The sequence below is a fragment of the Intestinimonas massiliensis (ex Afouda et al. 2020) genome (genome assembly GCF_001244995.1).
Taxonomy (GTDB): domain Bacteria; phylum Bacillota; class Clostridia; order Oscillospirales; family Oscillospiraceae; genus Intestinimonas; species Intestinimonas massiliensis.
In genome coordinates this window covers 169,226-181,692 of sequence record NZ_LN869528.1, presented here as the reverse complement: position 1 = coordinate 181,692, position 12,467 = coordinate 169,226, and the positions used below count along the sequence as shown (strand labels likewise).

Genomic DNA, 12,467 nt, shown 5'->3' with positions numbered 1-12,467 from the left:
GATGCTTACCCTGGCCCCGGGCGTAGAAGTGCCCGTCCCGGACGACGGAGCGGAGCTGCGCTACAGCTCCGAGGCCGTGCAGGACACGGTGGACTTTTTCAGCCTGCTGTGCTACGGCCAAAACGAGTGGGCAGGCAAGCCCTTTGAGCTTCAGCCCTGGGAGATGGACGCCATCACCCAGTTTTACGGGGTGCAGACCCAGGATGAGGACGGCTCCTGGGTCCGTTACCGCCGTTTCCTTTACGACGAGCTGCCGAAGAAAAATGGAAAGACCGAGTTTGCCGCCGGCCTCGGCCTGAAGCATCTGCTCTGGGACGGGGAGGCCAGACCGCGGGTGGGCGTCTTCTCCTCGGATAAGGAGAACGCCACGCAGGTCTACGAGGCGGCCAAGTACATGGTGGAGCACACCTGCCTGGGCCAGCCGGAGCATGATCCCATCGCCTGGGCGGTGGACTCCCGGAAGGAGATCCATACCAAATACGGCGGCGTCATGAAGATCTACTCCTCCGACGCCGAGACCAAGCATGGATATTCCTTTAGCTGCATCATCATCGACGAGCTGCACGCACAGCCCAACCGGCGGCTGTGGGACGTACTGATTTCCGGCTCCAACGCTGCCCGGCGGCAGCAGGCGGTGATCGTGCTGACCACCGCCGGCGACGACCCGGACCGGACCAGCATCGGCTGGGAGATCCACGAGCAGTGCCGGCGCATCCTGGCCTGGCGCGCCGGCCGGCCCGAGCGGGAGCTGGACGAAGACGACCCTGCCTGGTGCCCCATCATGTACGGATTGTCGGTCCTCACCGGCGACGACCCGGACCGGATCGCTGCGCTGGATATCTACGACGAACAGCTCTGGTACCTGTGCAATCCGGGCCTGGGCCACAACCTGAAGCTCCGGGACTTCCGGGCTGAGGCCCGGGCGGCCCAAAAAAGCGAGGTTAAGGAGCGCCTCTTCCGCTGGCTTCGGCTCAATCAGTGGATCTCTACCAAGGTAGTAGGCTGGGTGCCGCTGACCATCTATGACAAAACACAGTGGAACCGGCCGGAATGGCAGGGACTGTCTGTGCTTGAGCGGCGGACGGCAGTCCGGAAGCGGCTGCGGGGCAAGCGGTGCTTTGGCGGGCTGGACCTGTCCAAGAGCACCGACCTGACGGCCTTCGTGCTGCTCTTCCCGCCCCAGGAGGGCCTGGAGACCTGGGTGGCGCTCTTTTGGGCCTGGGTCCCTCTGGACGACCTGGAGGGGCGGGAGCAGCGGGACGGAGTGCCCTATGGGGATTGGATACGGGCGCAATTTTTGACCGGATGCCCCGGCGATATCATCGACTACGACCGGGTGGAGGAAACCATCCGGCAGGCCGCCCGGGATTATCGCATGGAAACGCTGGGCCTTGACCCGGCGCTGTCCTGGACGCTGTCGCAGCGGCTGATGCAGGCCGGCGAAGGAGAGCGGCCCCTGGAGGTCATTGAGATCCCTCAGACCATGATGGGCATGTCCCCGGGCATGAAGGAGGTGGAGCGGCTGCTGCGCAAGCATGAGATGCTCCACGAGCACAACACCTGCGCCCGCTGGTGCTTTGGCAATGTACGCTGCGCCACCGACGGCAATGAGAACACAAAGCCCATGAAAAACCGAAGCCCGGGGCGGATCGATATCACGGTTGCCTGGATCATCGCCATGGCGGCCGCACTGATCAAGCTGCGCAGCGGCCCTGGCTTTGATACCGCCAAGCTGGAGGAGGATTGGAGCCTATGACTGAAAAACCGTATGACATGGAAAGGATCGCCCGCCGTGAGGCGCGGAGGCGGGCAAGAGGAAAAGCGGCGCGCGTGCTGGGGACCTACCTGGACGATCTGCTGGCCGTAGCCGCAGGAGGGTGCCTGATCACAGCGGCCGCACTGGCCGTGGGCGCCGCCGCAGCCTTCGGCGTGGCGGGCGTCTGCCTGGGCGCTTATGCTCGGATCGTCGCCCGGGGGAGAAAGGGGTAAGCCATGCTTTTGTCCAACAGCATCCGAGCGAGGCCCAAGGCCAGCGCATCCTACCAGGAGATTGCTTGGGACGACGTGCAGACATGGTTCCGCACGGTGTTCTTCTCCGGCGAGGAGTACCCGGACAGCCGGACGGGAGCGGAGCGGCTGTCTCCCATCGCGGCGGCACACCGCATCTATACGGGGGCCATGAGCGTGCTGCCGTACAGCCTGTACCAAAAGAACGGAGACGCCCGCATTCCGCAGTCGGACCAGGCGCTGGACTACCTGCTGAAGGTTCGGGCCAACGAGCGCATGAGCCCGGCTCTGTGCAAGAAGATCATCGCATCCAACGCTTTCTGGCATGGGACCGGGTACGGCTGGATCGTCCGGGACGGGCTGGGACGCATTACGGACCTCATCCCGCTGGACGCCTCCACCTGCCGTATCCGATGGGACGGGGAGGCGAGGCACTACTGGTATGACTTCACGGTGGACGAGCTCTCCATCACTCTGGCGCCGTCCCAGCTCGTGATCGTGTTTTTCGATAGCTACGACGGAGTCCACGGCCGGGGCGTGCTGGACCTGGCCCGGGAGACCATCAAGGCTGACGGCTCGGCCCAGATGTACGGCCGTAAGTTCTATCAAAACGGAGCCCGAATGAGCGGTATCGTCGAAGTGGACGCCGATCTGGGGAAAGACGGCCGGGAGAGGATCAAGAAGGAATTTACCCGGTATGCGGCCGGGGCGGAGGACGCCTTCAAGGTGGCAGTGCTCACCCGTGGTTACAAGTATACCCCCATGGGCCTGAGCCAGAAGGACAGCCAGTATATCGAGAGCCGAAGCTTTTCCGTAGAGGAGGTATCCCGCTTTACCGGCATCCCAGCCTATATGCTCCAGACGGGAAAGCAAAGCTACCAATCCAATGAGCAGCAGCAGCTTGACTTTGTTGAGAACACTCTGTTGCCCCATGTGACGGCATGGGAGCAGGAAATGAGCTACAAGTTGATTGGCGGGCGTCGTCAGGAGCAGGGCTGGTATCTGCGGGCTAACGTGGGGGTACTGCTGCGGGGCGACAATGAGAGTCGAAGCCGCTTTTATGAAAAGATGATTCAAAACTCTGTGTACTGCCCGGATGACTGCCGGGCTTTTGAGGAGAAGGACCCAATCCCAGGTGGGCTGGGACAGAAGTTCCTGGCAACCAAGAACCTGGCATCCCTGGAAGCCGTGGTAAACGGCACAGCAGGGGAGCCGGTCAAGCCGTAAGGCTGTCCGCGGCCGTGCAAAGGCGCGTCCGCTTCCACCTCCGGGCGAACCCGCCCGCGATTTTTCCCCCGCGGCCCGCCGCGGGCAGCACCAGATCAGAAAGGAGAGATGCTTATGGATATCCCCCTCAGAGGCGAATTGTGGGACAACGACAGCACAGACATCCTGCGCTGGTGGGGTTGGCGGGACATTACCGCCCCCATGGACGTGGCACAGGCGCTGGAGCAGGCCGACGGAGAGGAGGTCACGCTGCTCATTAACAGCCCGGGCGGATCGATGGCTGTTGGCAACGAGATCCGCTCCATGCTGCGCCGGTATCCCGGCAGGACCCGGGCCCTGTTCCAGGGCTACGGCGCATCGGCGGCCACCCTGGCCGCGGCCGGATGCCGTGAGATTCAGAGTGAGCCAGGCGCCCTACTGTGCTACCATAACCCAATCGGGGAGCAGGACGGGGATTACAGGGATATGGAGCTTGCGGCTGAGGGTCTCAAAAACGCCCGGGACTGCGTACTGGAGGTCTATACGGCCCGAAAAGGCTGCAAACCCCGGGAGGACCTGATGGAGCTGATGGACAAAGACATCTGGATCAGCCCCACCCAGGCGCTGGAGTATGGACTGATCGACGGGATCGTGCCCCTGGAAGGGGAGGAACCGCCGGGGCCGGGGACCATGCTGGCCGCCGCCGGGCGGCAGATCCGCCTGACCGCTGCCATGCGGCAGCAGTACCGAGAGCATGTGGCGGCGCTTCGGGCCGCCGAACAAGACAAGGCAGTATGCGCCCAGGCCCTGGCCCGGGTGCTTGCAGAAATGTGAAAGGAGCCGAGAACTATGGACTTTATCCAGAAGATCAACGACCTGCGGGCCCAGAAGGCGGACCTGCTGGCCAAAGCCGAGACCTTTGCCCAGGAGGGCAACACGGAGGAGATCAACAAGATCAGTGACCAGATGAAGGGCATCAACGCCTCCATCGCCAGCTACGAGGCCCTGGCGGAGGAAAGCCGCAGAAACGCGAACCCCATCGACCCTTCTGACCCCAAGGATGAAACGGGCGTCACCCCAAAGGATGAGAGAAAGGCCCCCTGCCCCTTTACCAGCCTGGGCGAGCAGCTCCAGGCCATCTACAAGCAGCAGAGCCAGGGTATCCAGGATAAGCGGTTGGCCATCGTGCAGGACGCAGCCAAGGGGGCCAACGAGGGCGTGGGCTCCGAAGGCGGCTTTGCCGTGCAGGAGGACTTTGCCGGGCAGATCCTGGCGAGCGCCGTGCAGAACAGCCCCCTGCTCCAGCGGCTGGACAGCTATACGGTAGGCGCGGCCTCCAACTCCGCCCGCTGGCTGCAGGTGGACGAGACCGACGTGTCCAAGTCGGTGTTCGGCGGCATCCAGATGTACTGGGTCAGCGAGGCCCACACCGTCGCATCCAGCAAGCCCAAATTCCGGGAGGTGCGCATGGATCTGGAGAAGATGATGGGCCTGGCCTACGCCACCGACGAGCTGCTCCAGGACGCTCCCTTTATGACCGGATTCTTCGGAAATGCGTTCTCCCTGGCGGCCGACCGGCTGATGACCGAAGGGGTGATCTCCGGCGACGGCGCGGGGAAGATGACCGGTATCCTCAAGTCCGACGCGCTCATCACCGTGGCTAAGACCACCGGACAGACCGCGGGCACCTTCACCGGCGATAACGCCATCAAAATGCTGGCGCGGTCCATGCCCCGGAACCGGGACCGGCTGGTGTGGGTCATGCACCCCGATCTGGAGGAACAGCTCCCCTACCTGTCCATCACCAGCGGCGGCGAGACCAAGTTCCTCTGGAATCCCGAAGGCGGCCTGGGCAACTTTGACACGCAGCGGGTGCTCAACAAGCCGGTGCTGTTTGAGGATAGCTGCAGCGCCCTGGGCTCGGCGGGCGATATCCTGCTGATCGACCCCAAGGAGTACATGCTGCTGCGCAAGGGCACGGCCAAGCAGGACTGGTCCATCCACGTGGAGTTCCTCACCGACCAGCAGTGCTTCCGCTTTGTCTTCCGGTGCAACGGCGCGCCCAAGATCAACAGCCCCATGACCATCAAAAACAGCTCCAAGACCCGCAGCCCCTTTGTCACGCTGGCGGCCCGGACCTGATGGAAAGGAGAATTTGAAATGAATCGAATTTTTGAGCGCATTTCCACCGTCTGCTGCCTGGCGCCCGCCTCGGTGTCCGCCAGCACGGAGACCGCGACCGACTACGTCGCCGCCAAAGGAATCTCGTCCATTGACTTTCACATCCTGCTGGCCAGTCTGGCCAGCGGGAAGAAGCTGACCGTGGCCCTGTATTCCGCAGATGACAACTCCGGGACCAACGCCAAAAAGGTGGCCGAGACCAGCTTTACCGCGGCGGAGACCATGAGCAAGGTGGCCGCCGTGGTCTCCGCCGAAGTGGACGCCCCCTATTACTGCGTCAAGTTCCAGCATGATTCCGCCTCCGCCGTGATCTGCTCCGCCGTGTGCAACTGCCGCGGCATGTATACGCCGGCGCCGGGCTGGACCCTGCTGGCGTGACCGGCCCGGAAAGGACGTGAGCCTATGGCGCTGGATGCTTCGGCCCTGGTGCCGGATGAGGCGAGGATGCTCTCTCTGAGAGCCTACCTGCACGTGACCTGGACGGAGGACGACGAGCGTATCATGGGAGACTATGCCTCCGCCGTGGCCTATCTCTACTATGCGGATGTTCCGCCACGGGCAGGCGACCCAGTATATAGCGCCGCTTACGATCAGGTGGTCAATGGTTTGGTGCTCCAGGCGTTCGATCCTGCTTTCAGCGACAAGGAAACCGGCGTCGGGAGGGCGCTGGACATGGGCATCCGCATGAAGCTGAATCAACTTAAGTCCATGCCGACAGCTACCGTTGAGGCGGAAGGCGGTGAGGGATCGTGATCGACGAGCGCGGACTCCGGTACCCGGTGCGCATCCTGACACCGGGCGCCGGAGCGCTGGCCGGGATGTGGGTCCCCCTGCGGCGGGCCTGGGCGGCTGCAGAGGAAAGCGCACAGAGGACGATCTTCTCCTCCGTCGGACTGGCCGCCCGGACTATCCTGTTTACCCTGAGACGGCAGAGCCTGTCCCCGGGCGATATCATCGAGCTGGGCGGGCAATGGCACTATGTGACCGAGCTGAATCCGAAGGAGCGGATCTTCTTGCAGGCCACCACGGCAGTGGTGACTCCGGTGGAGTGCCGGGCGGACGTCCACAAGACGGCTCCCGGCATGGCCTTTCAGGGCATTCTGACCGAAAAATACCTGCGCTATGAGCAGGAGAAGCCCATGGCGACCAATACCCTGACCTATGTGCTGGTGACGCCGAAGGCGGTGGAGCTGACGCGGGGCGGGCTGGTGGAGGTGGCCGGAGAGCCGCATGTGGTACAGGTCGCCCACACCCTGGACCCGGCGAAGAATGAGTACGAGCTCTGGCGAAAGAAGGACCTGTGATGGGACTTGAATACGGGGAGTTCAGCCGTTTTTTTGATGGGTGGCAGCATGTGATATCCGAAGTCAAGGACGCCAAGAGGCTGGCCCTAGAAGAAATGGGTAAGGCCGCCAAGGCAGAAGTTGATCGTCAGATCATCCAGAGAGGCGTGCGTGACGACCGATATCATGTGCGGAATTGGCAGCGCTATCGGGTAGGCTCGGGAGGCGGGTATGTCGCGGTATCTCCTGTGTCCGAAAAGGTATCAGGGAAAACAGCCTCAAGTAAGCTGATCACAAAATACCTGGAAAAGGGGCATCCCATCCGCCCACCATCGGGACGAGATAAACGATACCGACCAAGAGTTAATATTGAAAAAGTGGTATGGGGCTCAAGAGATTTCATTGTTCCGGGCCGGCAGTTCTACTCGTTTTCAAAACTCAGAGTCGAAGAACTGGCCATGCGGGCAGCCGAGAAGGTGCTAGTCCGGTTGGAAAACTTATTTGACCTTTAAGGAGGATTCCAATGCTCAACATAAATGATGTTGTAGAGGCGCTGGCTGGGATGATCGGGGAATATTTCCCGGACGAAACCGTCTACCAGAACAGAATCCCGACCGATTTTGTCCGTCCGTCTTTTCTGGTAGAGGCTGGCGCTGTTCAGATGTCTGACGCAAGTTCTGAGTGCGTGGATATTAATGCTCAATTTGTAGTGACAACGTTCGTGGAGACCGACGAATACTACAACAGCCACATCCCTGAGCTAAGGCGGCGCATGATGGCCGTGCAGGAGCTGCTTGCAGTCGGATACCTTAAGGTTGGGGGCCGGTATCTGCATATTTCAGGGAACATGGGGGAGCCGTTCTTTGACTATGCGGAGATCAAGCTGACCCTAAGCTATCAGGACGACCGGCCCGGCGGGGAGGACTGGCCCCTGATGGGCGAAGTAAATGTCAATATGAAGGGAGAATCATGATATGGGACTGCCCAATATCAACATTGCATTCCAATCCACGGCGGCCAGCGCCGTGCAGCGCTCGGAAAAGGGCGTGGTGGCCCTGATCCTGAAGGACGCCAAAGAAAACGGCGGACACGCCTACACCAACGTCACACAGGTCCCGAGCACGCTGGGCGCTGCCAATCAGGCGTATGTTCAGCAGGCTTTTCTGGGTTACGTGAATCCGCCCCGGAAGGTGCTGGTCTATGTGCTGCCGGCGGAAGCGGAGGCGCTGACCGACGCCCTGAGCTGGCTGGCCACCCAGGTATTCGATTATCTGGCCGGTCCCCCGAATTGCAGCGAGCCGGAGGCAACGGCCATTTCGACCTGGATTGCCAGCCGGAGGACCAACGACGCGGCCATCTGCAAGGCGGTGCTGCCCAATCAGGCGGCGGACAGCGAGGCCATCGTCAACTTTACCACGGACGACATCCTGGTGGGGAGCAGCAAGTATACCACGGCGCAGTATTGCGCCCGGATCGCGGGACTGATCGCCGGGACGCCCATGACCATCTCCTGCACCTACGCGCCGCTGGCGGAGGTGTCGGACATCGGGCGCCTGACCAGGGCGGAGATGGATGCGGCCATCAACGCGGGCAAGTTCATCCTCTTCCACGACGGGGAGAAGGTCAAGGTGGGCCGGGGCGTCAACTCCCTGCAGACCACCACGCAGGACAAGGGTGACGCCTGGAAGAAAATCAAGCTGGTGGAAGTCATGGACATGATCCAGACGGACATCCGCACCACGGCCCAGGACTCCTACATCGGCAAGTACGCCAACAGCTATGACAACAAGTGCCTGCTGATCTCCGCCATCAAGGGTTACCTGACATCGCTGGAGCAGGCCGGCATCCTGCGGGCGGGCAGCTCCAGCGTCGGCATCGACACGGCGGCCCAGGAGGCGTACCTCCAGAGCACCGGCGTGGACACCTCCAAGCTGAGCGAGCAGGAGATCAAGGAGGCCAACACCGGGGACAAGGTGTTCCTGCAGGCATCCATCCAGATCCTGGACGCCATCGAGGACATCAACCTGAATATCACGATCTGAGGAGGAATGGACTATGGACAGCGCAAAACGAGTGGTATCCGGCACCTGGGGTGAGGTGTGGCTGGACGGCGATAAGGTGTCCGAGTGCTACGGGCTCCAGGCCAAGGCGAGTTTCAACAAGGAGGATATCGCCCTGTGCGGGCAGATGGCCTCGGACAAAAAGGTGACGAGCATCGACTGCACCGGCTCCCTCCGGCTGCACAAGGTCACCTCCCGCATGGCACAGGCCATCGGGGAGAACATCCGCAACGGACGGGACGTGCGCTTTACCATCGTGAGCAAGCTGAAGGACCCGGACGCTTACGGCGCGGAGCGGGTGGTGCTGCGCAACGTGAGCTTCGACGACCTGACCCTGGCGGACTGGGAGGCCAAGAGCGTGGGCAAGGTGGAGTGCCCCTTTACCTTCACCGACTACGAGTTCCTGGACGTCATCGAGGCATGAGAAAAGCCGCCCTGACGGGCGGCAATTGACAAAGCGCGGCGCATCCGGTAGAATGACCGTGGCGCTGTTGCAAAATGGCGGTTAGCCACTCCCTTGCGAAAGGGGGTGATGCTGGAATGGGGCACCTGGGAAAGCAATTTCTGCGGGTCTGCGTGTGTCTGGCCCTTGTGGCCTACATACTCTCCATAAAAGCGTGTTGACCGCTCGGCTGGCTCCCGAACGGTCAACTTAGGTTGATCTGAGGTTGGGCTAACCGTCTTGCGGCAGCGCCCTTTTTAAGGCCATTATACCGGCAAGCCCCCGCTTTGTCAAGAAGGACAGAGCGGGGGCTTTTCGCGTCCCCGGGAAAGGACCATATATGAGCGAGCATACAACCATGATCCCCGCGGAAGGCGCTGGGGAGAAGCCGAGTATCCTGGAGCTGCTGCTGAAGCCGGAGATCCCCAATGTGCAGAAGCAGCTCCCAACCAGGTCTTACAAGGTCAAGCGGCTGAGCGAGCTGTGCGGGCAGGAAGTGGTATTCACGCTGCGGGCCCTGCCCTATGGGAAGGTGTCTGAACTGAAGGAGAGCCGGTCGGACGACGGGGACGTCCACATCCTGCTGGCGGGGGTGGTGGAGCCAAACCTGAAGGACCCGGCGCTGCAGGCCAAGTTCGGCGGAGCGACGCCGGCGGAGACGGTCAAGGCCATGCTTTTGCCCGGCGAGATCGAGGACCTCAGCCTAGCGGTGGAGAAGCTGTGCGGCTACCGGGCCATCACCATTGAAGAGATAAAAAACGCCTAGAGGACGGCAGCGACCCGGAGCTGGGTCTCGTGTACTGGCTCTTCCGCGTGAAGGGCTGGACCCCGGGGGACTACGCCCGGATGTCCCCCGGGGAGCGGGATCTGGTCCTGGCGCTGGCGTCCTACGAGGCGGAGCACGGCCCGCCGCCGGGCTGCCCCTTCCTGCGGCCCCGGGCATGAAAAAGCCGCCCCGGAGAGGGGCGGCGGAGCTATTCTTCTTTGGGCGGGAAGCTGGCCCAGATAGCCCAAACAAGGGAAATTAGAGCGGCAAACCCCATGAGTCCATCATAAGAAGACATGCAACCGACAAAACCGAAAAATAACGCAATGACCAGAGCGTAGATCGCCAAGACCCAGATAACTAGAAGATGATCATGACTCACAACCCGGAAATCGGCTAGAAATCGTTTCACATCAAACCCCTCCGATGTAATTATATCAAGTTTTCCACAGAAGTCAACTGGAGGTGAGCCTATGCCGCAAGACGGCATCAATATCTATATGTCCCTGATCGACAAGGTGTCGTCGCCCCTGGGCGGTATCGGGAAAAAGACGAAGGCGTTCAGTAAGGAGCTTCAGGAGCTGGAGCAGAAGACGGCTGCATATTCGAAGACACAGGATAAGCTGTCCAAGGAGACCACGGACTACCGGAAGAAGCTGGAACAGGCCAACCTGACGGTCCAAACGGCAAAAAAGGAGTTAAAACAATACAAAGACGAGGCCCACAAGGGTGCATTGGATAAGGCTATTGAGGAACAGGAGGAATACAAGCGAAAGCTCCGGGAGTCTGAGGCAGCTATGAAGAGTAACTACAAGGCGCTGGGCTCCCTGATGGACCAGCAGCGGAAGGCCGGTAATCAGGGAGGGAGCGAAACTGCCACACTCAGGAAGAAACTGGGAGACTCCGGGATTCTGAAAATGTTGAGCGGCTCAGCGGCCAGCGCGGCCAGCATAGTTTTGAGCAGCGCCATCGGAGAGCCAGAGGCCCGATTGGTAGCCAGCACCATTGGCGGAGCCCTGGAGGGGGCCGCCTCCGGCGCTCTCATGGGCTCGGTGCTTGGCGTGCCCGGTGTGGCTGCGGGAGCGGCTATTGGGGGAATATCCGGGCTCATCTCCGGAGGAACAGAGATATGGGGAGCCCGCGACAACGCCTTCAAGAGCTACGTGCAGGAGGCAGCAGAAAGCCAGCTCGCCCAGCGGGACAGCGACATCACCAGCGGTTCCTCCATCGCGGCCAGGCGGGAAACGGACCTGATCTCCTTCTCCACCCTGTTCAAGGACCGGAGCGTAGCGAAAGGCTACCTGGAAGAGCTGGTCACTATGGCGAACACCACGCCGTTCCTCTACGATGACCTGACGGCCATGAGCAAGACGCTGGCCACCTATGGCTACGGGGCGGAAGGCATCCTTCCCGTGCTGCGGACCATCGGGGACACCGGCGCAGCCCTCAGCATGTCCACCAGCGATATGACTATGGTAGCCCAGGCGCTGGGGCGCATGAAGTCCAGCGACAAGACGACCCTGGAATACCTCAACATCCTCAATGACCGTGGCATCGGCGCGGTAGGGATGCTGGCCGAGGCGAAGGGAAAGAGCCAGGGAGAGATCTACGATATGATCTCCAAAGGACAGATCGCCGGAACGGAGGCCGTGGAGATCATCCTGCAGGCCCTGACGGACAGCTTTGCGGGCTCCATGAGTGAGCAGAGCAGGACCTTCTCCGGCCTGAGCTCCACCCTGGAGGGCATGGAGCAGGAGATGCAGAACGCCTACGGTGAGGGCTACAACGAGGCCCGAAACAAGGGCTTGCAGGACCAGATCGACTGGCTGTCCGGGACCAGCGGGGACGCGCAGGAGGAAGCCAACCGGGCCATCGGGGCCTGGCAGGCCAGCCTGGAGAACGCCAAGGAGCAGTATATCCGGGACGCGGTGGACGCAGCCATGGCCAGCGACGACTACCAGAAGGCCAAGGCGGCGGACGACGCCGCCGAGATGGGACGCATCCTCATGCAGGCTAAAGTAAAGGGCATGAATGAGTATAACGCCAGCGACGGGGCCCAGGAGGCGCTGGCGGCGGAGAAGGCCCTGGTGGATGGAATCCGGGCCGACACCGCCATGAACGAGGACTACTGGGACGCCGGTTATGAGCGCGGACAGTGGTTCAGTAAGGGGGTTGCCGCAGGGATCGCGGACGGCATAGAGCTAGCCAAGAAGGCCACCGCGATCCGAGACGCCTGGGAGGCCTTTGGCGACGGAGGCAACAACAGCTACTTTGACACAGACCCGGGGAGCTTCGCCGTGGGCCTGAACCGGGTGCCCTACGACAACTTCCCGGCGCTGCTCCACGAGGGGGAGCGGGTGCTGACGGCGTCCCAGGCCCGGGCGGAAGAGCGGGGCGGTCCAACCGTGCAGGTAACGGTGACCGGCAACAGCTTCTATGGTTCGGACGCGGCTATGGAGGACCGGGTGGCGCAGAAGGTGGCCCGCGAGGTGGCCCGTGCGGTCCAACTGGGGGGATAAGCT

Annotated in this window: 16 protein-coding genes; 15 read left to right on the top strand and 1 reads right to left on the bottom strand. The window is 61.8% G+C overall.

Going from position 1 to position 12,467, the window contains the following annotated elements; all coding sequences use genetic code 11:
* Window position 1: 1 nt before the first annotated feature.
* The 14 genes from BN2154_RS01095 (at window position 2) to BN2154_RS15615 (ending at window position 10,124) form a co-directional block, all read left to right on the top strand.
* On the top strand, window positions 2-1,756 hold the full coding sequence (locus BN2154_RS01095) for a terminase large subunit (RefSeq protein WP_242853683.1): 1,755 nt from the start codon (window positions 2-4) through the stop codon (window positions 1,754-1,756).
* Window positions 1,753-1,989: a hypothetical protein gene (locus BN2154_RS01090; protein WP_050617036.1), complete on the top strand. Its 237-nt coding sequence runs from the start codon at window positions 1,753-1,755 to the stop codon at window positions 1,987-1,989. The genes BN2154_RS01095 and BN2154_RS01090 overlap by 4 nt, the downstream gene beginning before the upstream one ends.
* Before the next feature lie 3 nt (window positions 1,990-1,992).
* The gene (locus tag BN2154_RS01085) at window positions 1,993-3,234 is read left to right on the top strand and encodes a phage portal protein (RefSeq protein WP_050617035.1); all 1,242 of its coding nucleotides are present in this window, start codon (window positions 1,993-1,995) and stop codon (window positions 3,232-3,234) included.
* 114 nt (window positions 3,235-3,348) lie between these two features.
* Complete coding sequence (locus BN2154_RS01080; RefSeq protein ID WP_050617034.1) at window positions 3,349-4,047, top strand: Clp protease ClpP; 699 nt, start codon at window positions 3,349-3,351, stop codon at window positions 4,045-4,047.
* 15 nt (window positions 4,048-4,062) lie between these two features.
* Complete coding sequence (locus tag BN2154_RS01075) at window positions 4,063-5,355, top strand: phage major capsid protein (protein ID WP_050617033.1); 1,293 nt, start codon at window positions 4,063-4,065, stop codon at window positions 5,353-5,355.
* A gap of 18 nt (window positions 5,356-5,373) precedes the next feature.
* The gene (locus tag BN2154_RS01070; protein ID WP_050617032.1) at window positions 5,374-5,772 is read left to right on the top strand and encodes a hypothetical protein; all 399 of its coding nucleotides are present in this window, start codon (window positions 5,374-5,376) and stop codon (window positions 5,770-5,772) included.
* Window positions 5,773-5,838: 66 nt separating this feature from the next.
* The gene (locus BN2154_RS01065; protein ID WP_154666613.1) at window positions 5,839-6,147 is read left to right on the top strand and encodes a hypothetical protein; all 309 of its coding nucleotides are present in this window, start codon (window positions 5,839-5,841) and stop codon (window positions 6,145-6,147) included.
* Window positions 6,144-6,698, top strand: coding sequence for a head-tail adaptor protein (locus BN2154_RS01060; protein WP_050617030.1), 555 nt, complete (start codon window positions 6,144-6,146; stop codon window positions 6,696-6,698). Before BN2154_RS01065 ends, BN2154_RS01060 begins: the two co-directional genes overlap by 4 nt.
* Window positions 6,698-7,189, top strand: coding sequence for a hypothetical protein (locus BN2154_RS01055; RefSeq protein WP_050617029.1), 492 nt, complete (start codon window positions 6,698-6,700; stop codon window positions 7,187-7,189). The genes BN2154_RS01060 and BN2154_RS01055 overlap by 1 nt, the downstream gene beginning before the upstream one ends.
* Before the next feature lie 11 nt (window positions 7,190-7,200).
* Entirely contained in the window at window positions 7,201-7,650 is a 450-nt protein-coding gene (locus tag BN2154_RS01050; protein ID WP_050617028.1) for a phage tail terminator family protein, read from the top strand.
* A gap of 1 nt (window position 7,651) precedes the next feature.
* Entirely contained in the window at window positions 7,652-8,719 is a 1,068-nt protein-coding gene (locus tag BN2154_RS01045; protein WP_050617027.1) for a phage tail sheath subtilisin-like domain-containing protein, read from the top strand.
* A 13-nt stretch (window positions 8,720-8,732) separates the two neighbouring features.
* Entirely contained in the window at window positions 8,733-9,161 is a 429-nt protein-coding gene (locus BN2154_RS01040) for a phage tail tube protein (RefSeq protein ID WP_050617026.1), read from the top strand.
* A gap of 358 nt (window positions 9,162-9,519) precedes the next feature.
* Window positions 9,520-9,945 (top strand): phage tail assembly chaperone, encoded by a 426-nt coding sequence (locus BN2154_RS01035; protein WP_242853659.1) that lies wholly within the window; start codon window positions 9,520-9,522, stop codon window positions 9,943-9,945.
* Window positions 9,946-9,974: 29 nt separating this feature from the next.
* The gene (locus BN2154_RS15615) at window positions 9,975-10,124 is read left to right on the top strand and encodes a hypothetical protein (protein WP_154666612.1); all 150 of its coding nucleotides are present in this window, start codon (window positions 9,975-9,977) and stop codon (window positions 10,122-10,124) included.
* A gap of 29 nt (window positions 10,125-10,153) precedes the next feature.
* Here the strand turns inward: BN2154_RS15615 and BN2154_RS01030 are convergent, their stop codons facing one another.
* Complete coding sequence (locus tag BN2154_RS01030; RefSeq protein WP_050617025.1) at window positions 10,154-10,357, bottom strand: hypothetical protein; 204 nt, start codon at window positions 10,355-10,357, stop codon at window positions 10,154-10,156.
* Window positions 10,358-10,418: 61 nt separating this feature from the next.
* Here BN2154_RS01030 and BN2154_RS01025 point away from each other — a divergent pair, with 61 nt between their 5' ends.
* A complete protein-coding gene (locus BN2154_RS01025) occupies window positions 10,419-12,464 on the top strand; it encodes a tape measure protein (protein WP_050617024.1) in 2,046 nt (681 codons plus the stop codon).
* The last annotated feature ends 3 nt before the right edge of the window (window positions 12,465-12,467 follow it).